The sequence below is a fragment of the Sphingobium sp. genome (genome assembly GCF_036170395.1).
In the GTDB taxonomy this organism is placed as follows: Bacteria; Pseudomonadota; Alphaproteobacteria; order Sphingomonadales; family Sphingomonadaceae; genus Sphingobium.
This window is the reverse complement of sequence record NZ_JAVHPD010000071.1, coordinates 24,711-45,015: the sequence shown is the minus strand read 5'-3', so window position 1 is coordinate 45,015 and position 20,305 is coordinate 24,711. Positions and strand designations below refer to the sequence as shown.

Genomic DNA, 20,305 nt, shown 5'->3' with positions numbered 1-20,305 from the left:
GTGGTCGAATATCTCGACCAGATCCTGCCCGGCATGGACGGCGAAGTCCGCAAGGAAGCCAACAAGGTCTTCAAGAAGCAGGGGTTCGAGTATAAGCTCGGCACCAAGGTCACGAGCGCCGAGGTTGTCGGCGAGGGCGTGAAGCTGACGGTCGAGCCGGCCGCCGGTGGCGAGGCGGAGACGATCGAGGCCGATGTCGTGCTGGTGTCGATCGGGCGGCGTCCGAATACCGAAGGGCTCGGCCTCGACAAGATCGGGCTGGACGTGAACCAGCGCGGGCAGATCGAGATCGACCATGATTTCGCCACCAAGGTTCCGGGCGTCTGGGCGATCGGCGACGTGGTGCCCGGCCCGATGCTGGCGCACAAGGCCGAGGATGAAGGGATCGCCGTCGCCGAGAATATCGCGGGGCTGACCGGCATCGTGAACCATGACGTCATTCCGTCCGTGGTCTATACCAAGCCGGAGATTGCGGGCGTCGGCCTCACCGAGGAAGCGGCCAAGGAAAAAGGCGCGATCAAGGTCGGCAAGTTCCCGATGCTGGCGAACAGCCGCGCCAAGACCAATCATGAGCCCGACGGCTTCGTGAAGATCATCGCCGACGCCGAGACCGACAAGGTGCTGGGCGTGTGGATCATCGCCACGGTCGCGGGAACGATGATCGCGCAGGCGGCGCAGGCGATGGAGTTCGGCGCGTCGAGCGAGGATATCGCCTATACCTGCCACGCGCATCCGACGCACAGCGAAGCGATCAAGGAAGCGGCGATGGCGGTGACGGGCAAGCCGATCCATATGTGATTAAGCGGCGGTGCTGCGAAGAGGAGGGGCTGCCGGGCGACTGGCGGCCCTTTTTCTTGAGTGTCGCAGCCCGGTGCCCCCTCATCCAACTTCGCCTAGGCTCCTTCGTCGCCAAGGCTTCGTATCCTTCTCCCTCACAGGGAGAAGGGCTAGTGCCCAAAACCGTCGCATTTCCGTCATATTCGGTGCGGAGTTGTAACAATGCGGCGCTAAGGATTCGGTCCCGAGGATAGTATATTCCGGGGAACGCATCATGAATGCCATCACGCGCCTGCCCTTTCTGGCGGATATGGAAGAAGGCGCCGAAGACAAGCTCCATATCCCTGAGCGGGAAGGGCAGCGTCGGCGCTATCGGACCATCTGGATTTCGGACATTCATCTGGGCACGCGCGGCTGCAATGCGGCGATGTTGATCGACTTTCTCGACAGCGTCGACAGCGATACCATGTATCTGGTCGGCGACATCATCGACGGATGGCGGCTGAAGAAGCGCTTTTACTGGCCGCAGACGCATAATGACGTGGTGTGGCGGGTGATGAAGCGGGCGAAGCGCGGCACGCGGGTCGTCTATATCCCCGGTAATCATGACGAGATGTTCCGCCAGTTTACCGGCATGAGCTTTGGCGGAGTCGAAATCCGGCGCAAGGCCATCCATGTGACTGCCGACGACCGCAAGCTGCTGGTTCTGCATGGCGACGAGTTCGACACGATCATGCTGGCGCACCGCTGGCTCGCCTTCGTCGGCGACGCTGCCTACACGATGATGATGCGGCTGAACGTCGCGGTGAATGCCGTGCGGCAGCGGATGGGGCTACCCTATTGGTCGCTGAGCAAGATGGCCAAGCACAAGGTCAAGAACGCGGTCGAGTTCATATCCAAGTTCGAGGATGTGGTGGCGCATGAGGCGGCGACGCGGGGCGTCGACGGCGTTGTGTGCGGCCATATCCATAATGCCGAGATGCGCCAGATCGCCGGGGTCGATTATTATAATGACGGCGATTGGGTGGAGGGCTGCACGGCCCTGGTCGAGCATTTCGACGGGCGGATGGAAGTGCTGCACTGGGCCGACGAGATCGCGAAGCGGGAGAAGGTGGAAGAGCTGCAGGGCCAGCGGATCGCGGCTTAGGTCATTCCCCCCTCCCGTTCAGGGGAGGGGCCGGGTTGGGAGCTGTCGGGATAGGCTGGCGCTTCACGGATGGCCCCCACCCCGACCCTCCCCTGAAGGGGAGGGAGCAGAAAGGTAGTCCGATCGATGCGTATAGCCATTGTCACCGATGCCTGGAGCCCGCAGGTCAATGGGGTCGTGCGCACGCTCCAGACGATCCGGGCGGAGCTGGAGCGGATGGGGCATGTGGTGCAGGTGATCTCGCCCGATCTCTATGGTTCCATTCCTTGCCCGACCTATCCCGAAATCCGCCTGGCGCTGGTGCGCCCGACCGTGGTGGGACAGGCGATCGCGGCGTTCCGGCCCGATGCGGTGCATCTGGCGACCGAGGGTCCGCTCTGCCTGGCCGCGCGGCGCTGGTGCCTGCGGGGGAAGGTGCCCTTCACGACGGCCTATCACACCCATTTCCCCGATTATGTGGCGCAGCGCACCGGGCTGCCCGCCGCCTGGTTCTGGCGCTATATCCGCTGGTTCCATGGGCCGGCGCAGGCGGTGCTGGTGTCGACGCGGTCGGTGCGCGAGCAGTTGCGGGCGCATGGCCTGCCCAATGTGCGGCCATGGGGGCGGGGGGTGGACCTGAGCGCCTTCACGCCTGACGCGACGCCGCCGCAGGTCTTCGCCGATCTGCCGCGCCCGATCATGCTTTATGTCGGCCGGGTGGCGGTGGAGAAAAATCTGGAAGCGTTCCTGGCGACCGATCATCCTGGCACCAAAGTGGTGGTAGGCGACGGGCCGGCGCGCGCGGCGCTGGAGCGGGCCTATCCCGACGCACGGTTCCTGGGCGCGCTATTCGGCAAGGATCTGGCGGGCGTTTATGCTGGGGCCGACGTGTTCGTGTTTCCGAGCCGGACCGACACGTTCGGGCTGGTGATGATCGAGGCGCTGGCGTGCGGCACGCCCGTCGCGGCCTATCCGGTTACCGGGCCGGTGGACATTGTGACGGCGGAGACTGGCGCCTTGTCCGAGCAGCTGGGCGAAGCGATCGGCGCGGCGCTGACGAAGGACCGAGCGGCCTGCGCCGCCTATGGCCGCAGCTTCAGCTGGGAACGCAGCGCGCAGGAGTTTCTGTCCGGGCTGCACGCCATCGACCCCGATGTGATGGACAGCGCCGCCTGACGCTTTTCCTTGCCGGAAAGGCAGGGATGCACTATCTCTCCCCCGTCGCGGCCGCCCTGCTTGGGCGGCCCTTATCGTTTTTACGCCGGAGAAAGTCCCCGTGTCCCAGCCCCTGATGCCCCATGCGACCGCCAGCTGGCTGGTCGACAATACCGCGCTCAGCTTCGACCAGATCGCGGAATTCTGCGGGCTTCACATCCTTGAAGTGCAGGCGATCGCCGACGATACCGCCGGCACCAAATATACCGGCCGCGATCCGGTGCGCGCGCACGAGATCACCATGGAGGAAATCCACAAGGGCGAGGCGAACCCGGATTACAAGCTCAAGATGCTGAAAGGCCCCGAGCCGGTCCGCCGCACCAAGGGGCCGCGCTACACGCCGGTCAGCAAGCGGCAGGACAAGCCCGATGGCATCGCCTGGATCCTGCGCAACCATCCCGAAGTGTCGGACGGCGCGATCGGCAAGCTCATTGGCACCACGCGCACGACGATCGCGGCGATCCGCGACCGGACGCACTGGAACATCAGCAACATCACGCCGAAAGACCCTGTGACGCTCGGGTTGTGTTCGCAGCGCGAGCTGGACGCGCTGGTGGCGAAGGCGGCGAAGAAGGCCGGCATCGAAGCACCGACCGATTCGCGGCTGGACGGCGACCGCGAGGCACTGATCGAGGAATTGCGGCGGGAGCGCGAGGACAATGCCCGGCGCGCCGAAGAGGCGCTGAAGAGCGAGTCCGAATTTATTTCCGGCGCGGCGACGATTCTCGATCCGTTCGGCGGGAACCGGAGCGACGCTTGATGCCGTAGCGTCATCGCCGACGCTTTGACCACAGCGCAACAATGCGGCAATCTACAAGGGGTCGCGCCTATCCATGGCGCGGCCCCTTCGCTTGGGTTGACGCTTGCGTAAAGCAGCAAGCCTCCATAGACTTTGCCCATGGAGAGCGTAGAAAAAATCTGGAGAGAGCGGTACCAGCACCCCACGGTCTGGGACCAGACATTCCCCCCCTTGTCGATGGGCGCGATGGTGAGCGCGAGCGCCGCCGCTCATCCGCAGGCCCACATGATCGACTTCATGGGCCGAAAATTCAGCTATGGCGACATGATGGCGCAGATCCGCCGGATCGCCTGCGGATTGCAGGCGATGGGCGTGAAGAAGGGCGACCGGGTCGGCCTCTATCTGCCCAACACGCCCCATTATGTCGCGGCCTATTATGGCGCGCTGATGGCCGGCGCGATCGTCGTCAACTTCTCGCCGCTCTACACCGCCGCCGAGCTGGAGCATCAGGTCGAGGATAGCGGGACGCAGATCCTCTTCACCCTGTCGGCCAAGGCGCTGCTGCCCACGGCGCTGGAGGTGCTGGAGCAGAGCAGTCTCCAGAAGCTGGTAGTAGGGTCGGTCGCCGAAATGCTCTCGCCGGTCAAATCGCTGCTGTTCCGCTGGTTCAAGGCGGCCGAGACGGTCGAACTGCCTGACGATCCGCGCGTGCTGCGTTATGACCGGCTGATCGCCAATGCGGGCGACTGCGTGGTGGCGGAGATCGATCCGGTCAACGATGTCGCGCTGCTGCAATATACGGGCGGGACGACCGGCACGCCCAAGGGCGCGATGCTGACTCACCAGAACCTGACCGCCAATGCGCGGCAGGCGCAGGCGATCGATCCCCATCAGCATCAGGCGGACCGCATCATCGCGGTGCTGCCCTTCTTCCATGTGTTCGCCAATACCTGCACGCTCAACCGGACGGTGGTGAATGGCGGCGAGATGGTGATGCTGCCGCGCTTCGACGCGGCGCAGGTGCTGGCCGCGGTGCAGCGGGTGAAGGCGACATCGCTGCCCGGCGTACCGACCATGTTCCAGGCGCTGCTGGATCATCCGGCAATCCGCAACATCGATTTTTCCTCGCTGCGGGCCTGCATTTCGGGCGGGGCGCCCCTGCCGCTCGAACTCAAGCAGAAGTTCGAGGCGGTGACGGGCGCGCAGCTGATCGAGGGCTATGGCTTGACCGAGACCAGCCCGATCGTCTGCACCAACCCCTATGAGGGGCTGAACAAGAGCGGGACGGTGGGGCAGCCGGTGCCGGGCACAAGGGTGAAGCTGGTGGACCGCGAAGACCCCACTAGGCCCCCGCCAGAGGGCGAACCGGGTGAGTTGCTCTTTGCCGGGCCTCAGATCATGAAGGGCTATTGGAACCGGCCCGATGCTGACGCCGAAGTGTTCGTCGGCGAGTACGTGCGCACCGGCGACGTCGGCCTGATCGACGAGGACGGCTATGTGAAGATCGTCGATCGGTTGAAGGACATGATTGCGGTTGGCGGCTTCAAGGTCTTCCCGAGCCAGGTCGAGCAGGTGCTGTATCATCACCCGGCGGTCAAGGAGGCGCTGGTGATCGGCGTGCCCGACCGCTATCGCGGCGAGCAGCCCAAGGCGTTCGTGACTCTGAACGAGGGCTTCGAGATCGGCGGCGCGGCACTCAAGGAATGGCTCAATCCGCAGCTGGGCAAGCATGAGCGGGTGTGCGAGGTGGAGGTGCGGTTGAATCTGCCCAAGACGCTGGTCGGCAAGCTGTCGCGCAAGGAATTGGTCGCCGAAGAGCGGGCGAAGGCGGCGGCGCGGCTGGCGGAGGCTGGAACGGCGGCCTGAGCCTTCCTATCTTTGCGGCCAATCGAACTAAAGGAATGACGATGGCGCAAGAGATCGCGACGCTGGCGGGTGGCTGCTTCTGGTGCACCGAGGCGGTGTATCAGAATTTGAAAGGCGTTAGCTCGGTCGAGAGCGGCTATATCGGCGGGACGAAGCCGAATCCGACCTATGAGCAGGTCTGTTCCGGCGATACCGGCCATGCCGAGGCGATCCGGGTGACGTTCGACCCGGATGTGATTTCCTATGGCGATCTGCTCGACATCTTCTTCGCCACGCATGATCCGACGACGCTGAATCGTCAGGGCAACGACATCGGCACGCAATATCGATCGGCCATCTTCCCCCATTCTCCCGAGCAGGAAGCGGAGGCGCGCGCGGGCATCGAACGGGCGCAGGCGGACCAGAAGGCGCCGATCGTGACGGCGATCGAGCCGGACGCGCCCTGGTATCCGGCGGAGGATTATCACCAGAAATATTGGGACCGCGTCGGCGACCGAAACCCCTATTGCATGGCGGTGATCCCGCCCAAGCTCGCCAAGCTGCGCAAGGGCTTTGCAGAGCGGATCGAGGGGTAAGATTTAGCAATTCTCCCCTCCCCTTAAGGGGAGGGGCTATAAGTTCTCATTTACGCAGCTTGGTGTAAGCGCCGTCAGTGCCGCAGCTTGGTCTGGGCGGCAGCGAGGCGGCGCATCATGCGCAGGTCGCGGTCGGACAGGGACAGAGCGGTGTCGGTCCAGGTTTCGACAATGTCTATGAGTTCGTCGAGCGTCATCGGGTTCACGCGGCGGCCCGCGCGGTTGATGCCGACATAGCCGGCATGATGCGGCCTATGATCGCGAATCCAGGCGGCAGTCGCGGCTTCGCCTTCCCCGGTATCGACCACCTGCGTGACGACGCCCATGTCGCACATCTCTTCGGCGGTGTAGATGCGCCCGTCCGTTATCATCCGCCGGGCCTGCACCGGGCCGACCTTGCGCGAGAGGATGGAATAGGCGCCCATGCCGGGGAAAAGGCCGAACAGCACTTCGGGCAGGCCGAAGCGCGCCTGGCGCTCGGCGATGATGACGTCGAAGCACATCAGCGCTTCCAAGCCGCCGCCGAGCGCATCGCCCTGCGCCAGGCCGATATTGATGATGTTCATGTCGTTGCAGTGCCAGATGCGGTCGACGATCTCGCAGCAAGCGATGCCATATTTGAGCAAAGTGTCGCGATCGCGCCGCTGGATGCATTCGGCGAACATTTCGAGGTCGCCGCCGAGGTTGAATACGCCGGGGAAACGCGAGCCCAGCACCATATATTTGAGCAGCCCGCCCTTTTCGCCGAACACCCGGCGGCTTTCGCGCTGCCAGGCCATGGTGTCGCGAATCAGGCCCATGTTGGAATTGGGGCGCTCGTGCGGGGTCATGAAGGCCCAGAGAGTCGCAAGGTCGGCATCCCAGCGCACGTCGATCTGCCCCAGATCGAACAAGGTGGACTGGCGGAAGGCGGCGGCGAGCGGCGTTTCCGCAGCGGCAAGCGGCGGTCGGTCGCCACTGTCGACCAGATGCGCGTCCGATACGTCCTCCGCATCGTCTCGGCCGGGATGAAACCGTCCAGAATCAATCATGTGCGTCCCCATTTTCTTGTGCGGTCAGACCACAACAAGCGCGCGTGGCAGGATGCAACCAATCGGCACAGGATTGACAGGGTGTTAACCATTTTTGATGATGACTGTTGCATCGCAGCAGCCATAAACCCGCGCGAAATGCCGGCTTGTTGCGCAAAAGGCACAAAAAGCGGGTTGTGACCTATGTAAGTTTCGCGGCGCAGGTCTTTGTTAACCTTTATTAATTATGCATCGGTGCATGATCGAACCGCGTCGTCCTTCCCCCCCAGTGACCCTCGCTCTGCATGATGCGCAGGGTGATCCGTGGCCGCTGCGGCTGTCGGCCGACTGCCTGCGCTTCATCGGCCCCTATCGCCGGGTCGAGGGCTTCCATATTGACGCCATGGCATTATTCGAGGGCGTGCGCCGGGCAGGTTGAGCGCCGTCTTGTGCGGCGTATCGCGGGCCGGTAGAGCGCCGCGATGAGCAGACCGCGGTTCTCCTTCTCGATCAGCGCCACCGACGGCAAGGCGCGCACCGGCATGATCCAGATGCGCCGGGGCGACATTCGCACGCCCGCCTTCATGCCCGTGGGCACCGCCGCAACCGTCAAGGCGATGCGGCCGGCCGAGGTGCGCGCGGCGGGCGCCGACATCATCTTGGGCAACACCTATCATCTGATGCTGCGGCCCGGCGCCGAGCGGGTCGCGCGGCTGGGCGGGCTGCATGGCTTTATGGGGTGGGACCGGCCGATCCTGACCGACAGCGGCGGATACCAGGTGATGAGCCTCAGTGCGCTCACCAAGATGAGCGAGGAGGGCGTCGCCTTTTCGAGCCATATCGATGGGTCGAAGCATATGCTGACACCCGAACGATCGATGGAGATCCAGCGCCTGCTGGACAGCGACATCGTCATGGCGTTCGACGAATGCACCAGGAATGGCTGCACCCATGACGAGGCGGGGCGATCGATGGAGCGATCGATGCGCTGGGCGAAGCGATCGCGCGACGGATTCGACGCGGGCGGCGAGCACGCCGAACGGGCAGCCTTGTTCGGCATCCAGCAAGGGTCGCTGGACGAGGGGCTGCGGCGGGTTTCGGCGGAGAAGCTGATCGAGATCGGCTTCGACGGTTATGCCGTGGGCGGGCTGGCCGTGGGCGAGGGGCAGGAAGCGATGTTCGCCACGCTCGACTTCGCGCCCGACATGCTGCCCGCCGACCGGCCCCGCTATCTGATGGGGGTAGGCAAGCCCGACGACATCGTCGGCGCGGTGGAGCGCGGTATCGACATGTTCGATTGCGTGCTGCCGACCCGGTCGGGACGCAATGGGCAGGCATTTACCTGGGCGGGGCCGCTCAATATCCGCAACGCGAAGTTCAATGAGGATCAGGGGCCGATCGACCCGCTCTGCGGCTGCCCGGTATGCGCGACGTGGAGCCGCGCCTATCTGCACCATCTGGTGAAGGCGGGCGAGATGCTGGGGGCAATGCTGATGACCCAGCACAACATCCATTTCTACCAGGAACTGATGCAGGCGATCCGAGAAAGCATCGCCGGTGGGCGCTTCGCTACCTTCGCCGCTGATTTCCGCCGCCAATATCAGCGGGTTTAAAGCATCGAGCGTCAAATCCGAACCACGGGTCAGATCAAAGGCTCGATGATCTAGGCGATGACCGTTATGGCGATGGCGTAGCGGCCGCGATCGCCGTCATAGTCGAGCGGTGCGCGGAGCTGGCGCGAGAGGCCGGTGAGGACGCGGCCATAGCGTTCGGTGAGCAGCTGGCTCATCTCGTCCGACGCCTGGAGTCCGACCGACTGCATCGACAGCACGGCGCGGTCGTCCCGTTCAGGGTCATGCTGGACGCTGATCCGCATATTGCCGCCCGGTGCGAGGATCATCGCCAGTTCGACCAGTTCGGTGACGAGGAAGGCGACCGGCACGGCGACATCCTGGCTGATGTGCAGATTGTCGCTTTCGATCTGGATGGCGAAGCGGCGGGCATGGGCCGGTGCGGTGCCGCGCAGGCTGGCGGACAATTCGCTGATAAGCGCGCGCACGCCCACGCCGCGATTTTCCTCCAGCTCGGCAAAATGGTTGCGATGGACGACCGAGAGCGCATCGACCCGGCGCTGGATCGAGGCATAGGCTTCGATCGCTTCCAGATCATGCGCGCCGCGCGCATGAAGGCTGATGAGGCTGGCGATGATCTGGAGGTTGTTCTTGACCCGGTGATGGACCTCCCGGGTGAGCTTGCGCTGGGTTTCGAGGCTTTCGGCCATCTCCGCCTCGTGCGTCGCCACATCCTCGCTGATTTCGCGGAAGGTGTCGCCCAGAGCGATGATCTCCTGCGCGGGGGTGCGGACCCGCTGCATGGGATCCAGTACTTCGCCCGGCTCATGGGCGGCGACGACGCGGCGCAGAAGGACGAGCGGGCGGATTAGCAGGCGGTTGACGACGAACCAGCCGACCGCCGCCGCCGCGAACCACATCACGAGCGGCAGGAAGAGCGAGAGCATCCGCGCGAGCGTGGCGGGCGGATCGCGGATCGTCATGGTCAGGACGATGTCGGGGGGGTCTAGCCGGGCCGAGAGGCTGGTGCTTTGTCCGTCGCGGATCGAGCTGGGGCGGCTGATAACGAGGCGGCGTGCCCCCTGGCTAAGCACCAGTTGCCGGTTCTGGAGCGCCGTGGCGGGATCGGCGACGCTTTCGAGATGGGCGCGGCCATAATATGTGAGCGCGACCACCCGGCCGTCGCTGCTGCGCACGCGCGTCACGAGATATTGGGCGGCGGGGAGGAGCAGCGCCAGCGGTCGATCGAACCGGTCCTTTACAGCGATGCCTTCGGGTTCGGGCTCGGGCGAGGCGCACAGGCGCTTGCCGTTACGATCATAGATGTAGAATAATGCGCCCTTGTCCTGCGTGGTCAGGAAGAAGCGGAGGCGGCCGCACATGCCGGTGTCGGCGCGGCCGCTCGCCATCGCATTGACGCTGAGTTGCAGGGCTGTGCGGTCCGACTGAAGATCGGCGGTGAGCTTGCGGGCGCTCTGCGTCACCGCAACCCGAAGCAGCGCTTCCTTTTCAAGGTCCGCGCCGCGGATCGCCTGCAGGGACGCGACGAGGGCGATGAGGCCCAGAGGCAACAATGCGAGCGTCAGGATGAGGAACATCTTGACGCCGGTGGACTGGAAAAATCGCAGCAGCGATCCCGTTTCGGAGCGGGCTGCCGGAGGAAGGCTGCCCCCGTTCATGACTGGCTCAGTCCAGCTTGCTCAGCAGGTCCAGCATTTCGGATGGAATATCCTCATCGACCGCACGCTGATAGACGGTCTTGAGCGCTTGGGAGACATGGCCGTCTTCCTTGGCCGGGGCGCGTTTTTTCCGGGGAGATACGGCCCTGACCTTCGGCTCCGACGCCGCGACCCCGGCTTCGCCACCGTTACCGCCCGCGTCCCGCTCCCTGATTGAAGAAACCAAAATCAGCCCCTCTTTAACAATCTCTATACATGCGGCCGCACTTCCCGCGACATAAACAGCTAACGCACATTCAACGCAACCGCTCCGATCGGTTAAATCGCGGCAGCGCCAAAAAAACCATCTGGGTGCGAAACAAATCGCCAGTTCGTTGGTTCCGGCAACTCAAGCATTTTTTGCGCTGCCCCTTTGCACGGCGGCGACGAGGGGGGACGGGGCTTGCCATGACAGCATTCGCATTCCATCCTCCCCGTCGACGCCGCTGCTGCGGGACGAGGACGCCCGACATGGGCAGGGAGACGATTTGACAATGTCGCTTGGACAGCAACTGCACCCCCATCTGCCTTTCCTGCGCCGCTATGCCCGCGCCCTCACTGGGAGTCAGGCGCATGGCGACGCCTATGTCCGTGCCGCGCTGGAAGCGATCGTGGCGGCGCCCGAGGAATTTCCGAGCGACGTCGATCCGCGTCTCGGCCTCTACAAGACCTTTCATGCCATCTGGTCGTCGTCGCATCTGGAGGATGTGCCGGTGTCGGTGGGCGGCAGCCGCGAGGCGATCGCGCAGGCGCGGCTTGCCCGGCTGACGCCGCTGCCGCGCCAGGCGCTGCTGCTGACGGCGCTGGAGGGCTTCACCGTCGATGACGTGTCCTATTTGATCGACATGGACACCAATGAGGTCGAGGCGCTGGTCGAGGAGGCGCTGAGCGAGATCGAGGCGCAGACGCGCGCCAAGGTGCTCATCATCGAGGATGAGCCGATCATCGCCATGGACATCGAGACGATCGTCCGCGATCTCGGCCACGACGTTACCGCGATCGCGGTGACGCGCGAGGATGCGGTGCGCGAGGCGATGGCCGACCGGCCCGGTCTGGTGCTGGCCGATATCCAATTGGCGGACGACAGCAGCGGCATCGATGCGGTCAAGGACATACTCGCGGAATTTTCCGTCCCTGTTATCTTCATCACCGCTTTCCCCGAGCGGCTGCTGACTGGCGAGCGGCCCGAGCCGACCTTCCTCATCACCAAGCCGTTTCAGCGATCGACGGTCAAGGCCGCGATTTCGCAGGCTTTGTTCTTCGACGAGGCAACCGCTCCGGCTTGACGCGGCCGCCAGATAATCGGGAACCGCCCTCCGCCCGCCGCGTTAATGATGCGTAACGATCGGGAGTAGGGCAATGGCCGAGCCGGAACAGCATGTCTCCACCGACGAGGCGCGGGCGGGATCGACCCCGCATATCGTGCGCTATGTCCTTGTCATTTCGCTGGCGTTGGCGGTCATCGCCATGCTGTCGCTGGTGATCTGGCGCTAGACCGGGACGGGTCTTTCCATTCAATGATTTATGGTTCAGGGTGCGGACGCTTATATGGCTTTGACAAGGTCGGTTCATGCGGCGAGAGCGACGATCGGCGCAGGGAATGCTGCGATGAATGACGACGTGACCGAAATCAGCGCGTTCGAGGAACGGGCGCAGCTGTCCGATTCGGACTTCAAGCGCGAGCTTGCGGCGGTCATCCCGCACTTGCGTGCGTTCGGCCGGTCGCTGTCGGGTAATCGCGACCTGGCCGACGATCTGGTTCAGGAGACGTTGCTGAAGGCCTGGGCGGCGCGGGCGCGGTTTCAGGCGGGCACCAACATGCGCGCCTGGACCTTCATCATCCTGCGCAACCATTATCTGTCGCAGATGCGCCGGTCGCGCTTTCGGGGCGATTGGGATGATCTGACCGCAGACCGCATCCTCGCCGCGCCGGCCGGGCAGGACAAGCATGTGGAGCTGAGCGACATGCAGCGCGCGCTGCTGCAACTGCCCCAGCCGCAGCGCGAGGCGCTGATCCTGGTCGGCGCCGGCGGCTTCGCCTATGAGGAAGCGGCCGAGATTTGCGGTGTCGCCGTCGGCACGATCAAGAGCCGGGTGGCGCGTGGGCGCGCAGCGCTGGAACAGATTATGGAGCATGGCGATTTGCCGTCGCGCCGGACGCAGGAGACGACCGAAGGCGCTGTGCTCGACGAGATCATGGAAGATGTCGATCGCCTGAGCCGCGGTCGCACTATCGGCACCGCACCCGCCTCCGACGAGGAATGACGATCGGGACCGCGCGCGTCGCTCGACCCTTATATGCGGGGGCAAGGAGACGCATCATGTTCGAAGATCCTGTTCCGCCCGACCGCGGCCCGCCCGAGCCGGTCAACAAAGGCGAGCGCGGCAGCGGCGTCATATTCGCGCTGGTGGTCATCGCGCTGATCCTGGCGATCATCTTCTTCTATCTCACCCGCGAGGCGCGCGAGGACCGCCGCGCCGAGGCGGTGACAAGGGCGGCGAGCGTCGTCGACGATGCCGCCCGCGCCATGGGCGACACAGCGAAGACCGCCGCCGACCGGCTGCGCGACCAGGACGATAAGGATCGGTTGCGCCTGAAGATCGTCCATGCGGATTAGACAAACCCTATAAATCGCGCCGCATCCGGCGAATATTCAGCATTTCTTTGCGATTTTCCGGCAGGGTGAGCCTATGTCGGATAATCTTACACCCGCCTGTAAGCTGATGCCCGGCATCAAAGGGCGCGCCGCAACGGTCGCCCGCAGGGCAGAGCGACGATGATCAGGCTGTTCAAACATTATGTGCCCCATGCGGTGCTGCTGCTGGGGCTGCTTGATTTCGTGCTGCTATTGGGTGCGGCCGAGACCGGATGGGTGCTGCGCGCGCACCAGATCGGCATGGATATCGAGCATATCATGACGCGGATCGGTCCGCTGCTGAGCTTCGCCGTCGCGGTTCAGACGGCGATGATCGCGGTCGGCGTCTATGGCACCGAAGCGCTTCAGTCGCTGCGCTTCGCCTTCGCCCGGCTGATCGTCGCTGTGTCGCTGGGCGTCATATTCCTGTCGGTCCTCTATTTCCTGATGCCGGGCATGACCCTATGGCGCTCCAATTCGCTTTACGCGATGGGGCTGGCGCTGGCGCTGCTGGTTATGGTGCGGCTGATGCTCGGCTCGATGCTGGGCGGCGAGGCGTTCAAGCGGCGGCTGGTGGTGCTGGGCGCGGGCAATCGCGCGGCGCGGATCAAGCAATTGGAGGAGCGCCGGGGATCGGGATTTCTGGTGGTCGGCTATATCGCGATGAATGACGGGCCGCAGGTGATCCCCGAGGCGATCAACCGCGACGCGATCTTCAACCTGTCCGACTTTGTCGTGCGCCTCAACGCAAGCGAAGTCGTGCTCGCGCTGGAGGAGCGGCGCAACGCCATTCCGATGGCCGACCTGCTCCGGATCAAGACCACCGGCGTCCATGTGAACGACCTGTCGACCTTCCTGGAGCGCGAGACGGGGCGGGTGGACCTCGCCAGCGTCAATCCGAGCTGGCTGATCTTTTCCGACGGTTTTTCCGCCGGCCGCCGCTTGTCCAGCATCGCCAAGAGGCTGTTCGACATCATCGCCAGTTCGATCCTGCTGCTGCTGACCGGGCCGGTCATTCTGATCGCCGCGATCCTGGTGAAGATGGACAGCAAGGGGCCTGCCTTCTACCGCCAGCAGCGTGTCGGGCTTTACGGGCAGGAATTCTGGATCGTGAAGCTGCGCACCATGCGGCAGGACGCGGAGGTCGCGACCGGCGCGGTATGGGCGGAGAAGGACGATCCGCGCATCACGCGGCTGGGCTACTGGCTGCGCAAGCTGCGGATCGACGAACTGCCGCAGACCTGGACGGTGCTGAAGGGCGAGATGAGCTTCGTCGGCCCGCGCCCGGAGCGCCGGCAGTTCGTCGAGGATCTGGAACAGCATCTGCGCTACTATGCCGAGCGGCATATGGTGAAGCCCGGCATAACCGGCTGGGCGCAGATCAATTATCCCTATGGCGCGTCGATCGAGGATGCGCGGCACAAGCTGGAATATGACCTCTATTATGCCAAGAATTACACGCCCTTCCTGGACCTGCTGATCCTGATCCAGACGGTGCGGGTCATCCTCTGGCCCGACGGCGCGCGCTGAGGAGCGGCGGCCGATGGGCGTGCTCCTGCAATTTATCGGTGACTGGGGTCATGCGCTGGCGGCCGTGCTGTTTGCGGCGCTCGGCATATTCCTGCTGCGCCGGCGCGAGGACGCGGCCGACATGCGGCTGCTGGCGGTCGCGCTGCTGCTGACATCCTGCTGGGCGCTCTACGTTTCGTTTGGCGGGGTATCGAAGCCTCTGTCGGGCATAGGCGAGAGCATCCGCAATGCGGCGTGGCTGCTGGCATTGTTCCTGATGCTGCGGCGGGGGCCGGCGGGGCGCAGCGGGATAAGCCGGCCGGTCGTCGCGCTCTACGCCGCCGTGGCCGGGCTGATCCTGCTCCAGACCTTCACCGACCTGGTGTGGCGCGGCCTGCCGGTCGAAAGCGACGTGCATCAGGCGTTGGTCCTCACCTCGCTGATTCTGCGGATGATGACCGCGATCGGCAATCTGCTGCTGCTCCATCATCTCTACAGCAACTGGCCCTCGCGCGAGCGGGGCGGGATCACGCTGGTGCTGGGCGCGCTGGCGGCGATGTGGACCTATGACCTCAACCTCTACGCCATCTGCTATTTCGTGCCGCGCCATGTCGGCGAGCTTTATGCGATGCGCGGGCTGCTGATGGCGTTGCTCGCGCCGGTGATAGCGGTGGGTCTGCGCAAGGGGGTGCGAGGGCGGCTGCAATTGTCGCGCGCCATCACCTTCCAGTCGCTGTCGGTCGTGGCAGCCTGCCTCTATGTGCTGGCGCTGAGCGCGGTGGCGGTGCTGATCGAGCTGATCGCCGGCCCCTATGCGCGGGTGGTGGAGATCGCCGCCGTCTTCTTCACGGCGGTGAGCGCGCTGGTGCTGCTGCCGTCGCCCCGGCTGCGGGCGCTTTGGAAGGTGCAGGTCGCCAAGCATTTCTTCCAGCATCGCTATGATTATCGCACCGAATGGATGCGTTTCGGCGAGACGATCGGACGGCCGGGGGAGGATGCCGCGCCGTTGGGCGAGCGGGTGGCGAAGGCGGTCGCCGATATTACGGACAGCCCGGCCGCGATGCTGCTGCTGCGCGACGAGCGCGGCGGCCTCTCGGTCGAGACGGAATGGAACTGGGGCGCTGATCCGGCTGGCGCAGGGCCGGTGTCGCCGGAGGCGGCCGCGACGATCGAGCAGAGCGGCTGGATCGTGGATTTCGCGCGGTTGCCCACGGCGGAGCGGGGGATCGACCTGCCCGAATGGATGATGCGCGACCGGCGGGCCTGGGCGCTGGTGCCGCTGCTGCATTATGGCCGGCTGATCGGCGCGATCCTGCTGGCGCGGCCGCCGGTGGACCGGCAGCTCGACTGGGAGGATCTGGACATGCTGCGCGCCGCCGGGCGGCAGGCCGCAACCCATATCAGCGAGGCGCAGGGGCAGCAGGCGCTGAGCGACGCGCAGCGGTTCGACGAGTTCAACCGCCGCTTCGCCTTCATCGCGCACGACATCAAGAATCTGGTGAGCCAATTGTCGCTGCTGACCCGCAATGCTGAGCGCCATGCCGACAATCCCGAATTCCGCGCCGACATGGTGCTGACGCTGAAGGAATCGGTGGGCAAGATGAACGACATGCTCGCCCGCCTGTCGCAGCATAATAAGGGGCGGCCGGAAGAGCCGCGCCCGATGGCGCTGCGCGCGCTGATCGAGCAGGTGGCGCGGAGCCGGGGGCGGCAGCACGAGATAGAGGTGCGCGGGGATGCGCCGCCGGCGCTGGCCGATCCGGCGCGGGTCGAGCAGATCATCGTCCATCTGCTGCAAAATGCGATCGATGCCAGCGCGCCCGACCAGACGGTTCTGCTGCGCCTGTCCGCCGACGCCAGCGACGCGATCGTCGAGATTGTCGACCGGGGGCGCGGGATGACGGCGGACTATGTGCGGCGCGAACTGTTCAAGCCCTTTTCCTCCAGCAAGGCGGGCGGCTTTGGCCTGGGCGCGTTCGAGGCGCGCACCCTGGCCGAGGCGATGGGCGGACGGATCGCTGTGGAGAGCCAGCCGGGGCAGGGGAGCCGCTTCACGCTGCGCCTGCCGCTCGCACCGAGCCTGCTGATGGGAACACCGAGTGGGACAGTTGAAAAGGCTGCCTGATGAGCGATACACGACCCAAATTGCTGATCGTCGAGGATGATGCGGGGCTCCAGCGTCAGTTGCGCTGGGCCTATGAGGATTATCAGCTGTTCATCGCCGGCGATCGCGAGGAAGCGATCGAGATGCTGCGCGCCGAAGCGCCCGACGTGGTGACTTTGGACCTGGGTCTGCCGCCCGATCCCGACGGCACCAGCGAGGGCTTCGCCACGCTGGCCGAGATGCTGAAGATCAAGCCCGATACGAAAGTGATCGTAGCGTCGGGCCATGGCGCGCGGGAGAGCGCGCTGGATGCGATCGCCGGGGGCGCTTATGACTTCTACCAGAAGCCGGTTGATATAGACGAACTGGGCCTGATCGTCCGGCGCGCCTTCCATGTCCATGCGCTGGAGCGGGAGAATGCGCGGTTGGCCGAGACCGCGCCGGAGGATGGCCGCGTGCTGGGCCGCCTGATTACCGGCGCGCCCGAGATGATGAAGGTCGCGCGCACCGTAGAGCGGGTGGCGAGCGCCAATGTTTCCGTGCTGCTGCTGGGCGCGAGCGGGACGGGCAAGGAGTTGCTGGCGCAAGGGCTGCATGACGCCAGCCCGCGCCGGGGCGGGGCATTCGTGGCGATCAACTGCGCGGCGATCCCGGAGACGCTGCTGGAATCGGAACTGTTCGGGCATGAGAAGGGCGCCTTCACCGGGGCGGTCAAGACGACGCCGGGCAAGATCGAACAGGCGCAGGGCGGCACCTTGTTCCTGGACGAGGTGGGGGACATTCCGCTGGCGCTTCAGGTGAAGCTGCTGCGCTTCCTTCAGGAGCGGGTGATCGAGCGGATCGGCGGACGGACGCCGATCGCGGTGGATACGCGGATCGTGTGCGCCACCCACCAGAATCTGGAAGAGATGATCGTCGCGGGCAGCTTCCGCGAGGATCTTTATTATCGGCTGGCGGAGATTGTGGTGCGTATCCCGTCGCTGCGCGAGCGGCCGGGCGATCCGGCGCTGCTGGCGCGGCATTTCCTGACGCGGTTCGCCCGCGATCTGAACCCGCAGGTCAAGGGGCTGGCCCCCGATGCGCTCGCCGCGCTCGACGCCTGGGGCTGGCCGGGCAATGTGCGCGAGCTGGAAAACCGGATGAAGCGCGCGATCATCATGGCGGACGGCAAGCTCATCACAGCGGCCGACCTCGATCTGGACGAGGATCGGGTCGAGGGGGCCGAGATGGTGAACCTGAAGGCCGCGCGGGAGATGGCGGACCGCCGGGCGATCCGCCGCGCGATTGCGCGCACCGACGGCAATATATCGGGCGCGGCCAAAATGCTGGGGATCAGCCGGCCGACGCTCTACGACCTGTTGAAGCAGTATCAGATGCAGGGGCAGGGCTGATGCGCCGGTCGCGGTTGTTGCTGATCGCCGGAGCGGCGGCGCTGGCGCTGGGCGGCGCGGGGCTGTGGCAATGGCGCGCGCATGAGCGGGACGGCAGCGCAGCGCTGACGCGGGGACTGGCCGCGCTGGACAAGGGCGACGCGCGGACGGCGCGGGTCGAGCTGATGAACGCGATCAAGGGCGATCCACGGTCGGCCCGCGCACGCGCGGCGCAGGCAGCGGCGCTCGTTGAGCTGGGCGATGGCGCGGGCGCGCAGGCGGAGGTCGCGCGGGCGCGGGCGCTGGGGATGCCTGCCGCCGAGACGCGCGCGGTGATGGCGCGGGCGCTGCTCTTGCAGGGCGACGCGGCGGGGGCGTTGCGCGAGGCCAGGGCGACCGACCTGCCCGCCGATCAGGCAGTGGCGGCGGGGCGGGTGGCAGCGCGGGCGGCGCTGATGCTGGAGGATGCGGCCGGTGCGCGGCGAGCGCTGGAGCAGGCGCTGGCGGCCGCGCCGAACGATCCCGAGACATGGGTGGAGCTGGGGCGGTTGCGGCTGGCGGTCGGCGATCAGGCGGGTGCTATTGCCGCCGCCGACCGGGCGGCGGCGCTGTCGCCGGGCAGCGCCAAGGCGCTGACGCTGCGGGGCGAGCTGACCCGCGCGCAATATGGGCTGATGGCGGCGCTGCCCTGGTTCGACCGGGCGCTCGCCGCCAATCCCGATGCGGTGCCGACGCTGGAGCAATATGCCGCGACGCTGGCCGATGCGGGGCAGGCGAGCAAGGCACTGAGCCTTAGTCGCCGGCTGCTGGCGCTCGATCCGGCGAACCCGCGCGCCTGGATGCTTCAGGCGGTGATGGCCGCGCGGGCCGGGGAAGATGATCTGGCGCGCAAGCTGCTGGAGCGGACGCAGGGGCGGCTGGATGGCGAGCCGGCGACGCGGCTGCTGCGCGGGGTGTTGCACTTGGGCGAAGGCAATGCGGTGCTGGCGGCCGAGGCGCTCGCGCCGCTGGTGGAGGCGCAGCCCGACAATCGGGCGGCGCGGACGTTGCTGGGCAAGGCGCAGTATCTGAACGGCGATTATGCCGGCGCTGCCGCGACGCTCGCGCCGATCGTGGCGCAGCGCGACGCCGATCCTTATGTGCTGACGCTGGCGGCGCGGGCGCAGGAGGCGATGGGCGACCGGGTGATGGCGGCCGACATGCTGGCGCGCGCCGCCTGGCCGGTGCGGGCGGCGGCCGATCCGTTCATCGCCTCAAGCGATTCGTCGCCGCCGGCCAGTGTCGCAACCGCGCGCGACAATATCCCCTATATCCGCGCGCTGCTGAGCGGCGGACGGAGCGACGAGGCGGTGGAGCGGGCGCGACTGCTGAGCCGCGCCAATCCCGGCGCGCCCGACGCCTGGCTGATCCTGGGCGACGCGCTGGGCGCGGCGGGACAGGCGGGCGAGGCGGCGCGCGCCTATGAGGCGGCGGCGAACATCCGGTTCGACCGGGCGGCGGCGTTGCGGCTGGCGGCGGCCTGGGGACGGGCGGGCGATCCCGCGCGCGCGGGCCAGGTGGTGCGGCTGTTCCTGACGCAGAACCCTAATGATGTGGAGGCGCAGCGGCTGGCCGGGGCCATGGCGCTTCAGGCGGAGGATTGGCGCACGGCGCTGCGGATGCTGCGCGCGGTGCAGGCGCAGATCGGCGGCAATGACGCGGTGCTGATGGCCGACCTTGCCCGCGCGGCGCTGGAGAGCGGGGACAAGGCCGCGGCGCGGGCTTATGCGGCCCATGGCTATCGGCTGATGCCGGGCAATCCGGTGACGGCGGACATGCTGGGCTGGGTGCTGCTGCGCACGGGAGATAAGGGCGCTGCACCGGTCGACCTGCTGGAAAAGGCGGTGGCGCTGGCTCCGGGCGCGCCGGCGCTCCAGATGCATCTGGGGCAGGCCTATGCGGCGGCGGGGCGGAAGGGGGAGGCGAAGCTGGCGCTGGGCCGTGCGGCGCGGGTTCCGGGATTTGCTGGCCGGGATGAGGCGTTGGAGGCGCTGAGGGCGCTGTAGGCGGGCCAGTCCTGATGTGATTGAACATCCGTGCTCCTGCTTTC

Annotated in this window: 19 protein-coding genes; 16 read left to right on the top strand and 3 right to left on the bottom strand. The window is 65.9% G+C overall.

Annotation, left to right across the window (positions count from 1 at the left end; translation table 11 throughout):
• The 6 genes from V2B31_RS18035 to msrA all read left to right on the top strand — a co-directional run.
• On the top strand, positions 1 to 798 hold a 798-nt coding region (locus V2B31_RS18035; protein ID WP_328281159.1), incomplete at its 5' end, for an FAD-dependent oxidoreductase.
• A gap of 253 nt (positions 799 to 1,051) precedes the next feature.
• A complete protein-coding gene (locus V2B31_RS18030) occupies positions 1,052 to 1,924 on the top strand; it encodes a UDP-2,3-diacylglucosamine diphosphatase (RefSeq protein ID WP_328281158.1) in 873 nt (290 codons plus the stop codon).
• A 126-nt stretch (positions 1,925 to 2,050) separates the two neighbouring features.
• Positions 2,051 to 3,079 (top strand): glycosyltransferase family 4 protein, encoded by a 1,029-nt coding sequence (locus V2B31_RS18025; RefSeq protein ID WP_328281157.1) that lies wholly within the window; start codon positions 2,051 to 2,053, stop codon positions 3,077 to 3,079.
• Positions 3,080 to 3,194: 115 nt separating this feature from the next.
• The gene (locus tag V2B31_RS18020; RefSeq protein ID WP_328281164.1) at positions 3,195 to 3,878 is read left to right on the top strand and encodes a DUF1013 domain-containing protein; all 684 of its coding nucleotides are present in this window, start codon (positions 3,195 to 3,197) and stop codon (positions 3,876 to 3,878) included.
• Positions 3,879 to 4,016: 138 nt separating this feature from the next.
• Complete coding sequence (locus V2B31_RS18015; RefSeq protein WP_328281156.1) at positions 4,017 to 5,723, top strand: long-chain-fatty-acid--CoA ligase; 1,707 nt, start codon at positions 4,017 to 4,019, stop codon at positions 5,721 to 5,723.
• 41 nt (positions 5,724 to 5,764) lie between these two features.
• On the top strand, positions 5,765 to 6,298 hold the full coding sequence (msrA, locus tag V2B31_RS18010) for a peptide-methionine (S)-S-oxide reductase MsrA (RefSeq protein WP_328281155.1): 534 nt from the start codon (positions 5,765 to 5,767) through the stop codon (positions 6,296 to 6,298).
• A 74-nt stretch (positions 6,299 to 6,372) separates the two neighbouring features.
• Here the strand turns inward: msrA and V2B31_RS18005 are convergent, their stop codons facing one another.
• Positions 6,373 to 7,329: a crotonase/enoyl-CoA hydratase family protein gene (locus tag V2B31_RS18005; RefSeq protein ID WP_328281154.1), complete on the bottom strand. Its 957-nt coding sequence runs from the start codon at positions 7,327 to 7,329 to the stop codon at positions 6,373 to 6,375.
• A gap of 238 nt (positions 7,330 to 7,567) precedes the next feature.
• Here V2B31_RS18005 and V2B31_RS18000 point away from each other — a divergent pair, with 238 nt between their 5' ends.
• Positions 7,568 to 7,747 (top strand): hypothetical protein, encoded by a 180-nt coding sequence (locus tag V2B31_RS18000; protein WP_328281153.1) that lies wholly within the window; start codon positions 7,568 to 7,570, stop codon positions 7,745 to 7,747.
• A gap of 43 nt (positions 7,748 to 7,790) precedes the next feature.
• Entirely contained in the window at positions 7,791 to 8,921 is a 1,131-nt protein-coding gene (gene tgt, locus V2B31_RS17995) for a tRNA guanosine(34) transglycosylase Tgt (protein ID WP_328281152.1), read from the top strand.
• 50 nt (positions 8,922 to 8,971) lie between these two features.
• Here the strand turns inward: tgt and V2B31_RS17990 are convergent, their stop codons facing one another.
• Positions 8,972 to 10,477, bottom strand: a complete 1,506-nt coding sequence (locus V2B31_RS17990; RefSeq protein ID WP_328281163.1) for a sensor histidine kinase — start codon at positions 10,475 to 10,477, stop codon at positions 8,972 to 8,974.
• Between the two features lie 88 nt (positions 10,478 to 10,565).
• Complete coding sequence (locus V2B31_RS17985) at positions 10,566 to 10,784, bottom strand: NepR family anti-sigma factor (RefSeq protein WP_328281151.1); 219 nt, start codon at positions 10,782 to 10,784, stop codon at positions 10,566 to 10,568.
• Between the two features lie 307 nt (positions 10,785 to 11,091).
• Here V2B31_RS17985 and V2B31_RS17980 point away from each other — a divergent pair, with 307 nt between their 5' ends.
• From V2B31_RS17980 to V2B31_RS17945, 8 genes are all read left to right on the top strand, one after another.
• Positions 11,092 to 11,883 (top strand): response regulator, encoded by a 792-nt coding sequence (locus V2B31_RS17980; RefSeq protein ID WP_328281150.1) that lies wholly within the window; start codon positions 11,092 to 11,094, stop codon positions 11,881 to 11,883.
• A 73-nt stretch (positions 11,884 to 11,956) separates the two neighbouring features.
• Positions 11,957 to 12,091, top strand: coding sequence for a hypothetical protein (locus V2B31_RS17975; protein WP_328281149.1), 135 nt, complete (start codon positions 11,957 to 11,959; stop codon positions 12,089 to 12,091).
• 114 nt (positions 12,092 to 12,205) lie between these two features.
• On the top strand, positions 12,206 to 12,862 hold the full coding sequence (locus tag V2B31_RS17970; protein ID WP_328281148.1) for a sigma-70 family RNA polymerase sigma factor: 657 nt from the start codon (positions 12,206 to 12,208) through the stop codon (positions 12,860 to 12,862).
• 56 nt (positions 12,863 to 12,918) lie between these two features.
• Positions 12,919 to 13,215 carry a hypothetical protein gene (locus V2B31_RS17965; RefSeq protein WP_328281146.1) on the top strand — a complete coding sequence of 99 codons (297 nt, stop codon included), beginning with the start codon at positions 12,919 to 12,921 and terminating at the stop codon, positions 13,213 to 13,215.
• Positions 13,216 to 13,374: 159 nt separating this feature from the next.
• A complete protein-coding gene (locus tag V2B31_RS17960; protein ID WP_328281145.1) occupies positions 13,375 to 14,763 on the top strand; it encodes a TIGR03013 family XrtA/PEP-CTERM system glycosyltransferase in 1,389 nt (462 codons plus the stop codon).
• Between the two features lie 13 nt (positions 14,764 to 14,776).
• The gene (gene prsK / locus V2B31_RS17955; protein ID WP_328281144.1) at positions 14,777 to 16,867 is read left to right on the top strand and encodes an XrtA/PEP-CTERM system histidine kinase PrsK; all 2,091 of its coding nucleotides are present in this window, start codon (positions 14,777 to 14,779) and stop codon (positions 16,865 to 16,867) included.
• On the top strand, positions 16,867 to 18,237 hold the full coding sequence (gene prsR, locus V2B31_RS17950) for a PEP-CTERM-box response regulator transcription factor (RefSeq protein WP_328281143.1): 1,371 nt from the start codon (positions 16,867 to 16,869) through the stop codon (positions 18,235 to 18,237). The genes prsK and prsR overlap by 1 nt, the downstream gene beginning before the upstream one ends.
• The gene (locus V2B31_RS17945; protein ID WP_328281141.1) at positions 18,237 to 20,261 is read left to right on the top strand and encodes a tetratricopeptide repeat protein; all 2,025 of its coding nucleotides are present in this window, start codon (positions 18,237 to 18,239) and stop codon (positions 20,259 to 20,261) included. The genes prsR and V2B31_RS17945 overlap by 1 nt, the downstream gene beginning before the upstream one ends.
• The last annotated feature ends 44 nt before the right edge of the window (positions 20,262 to 20,305 follow it).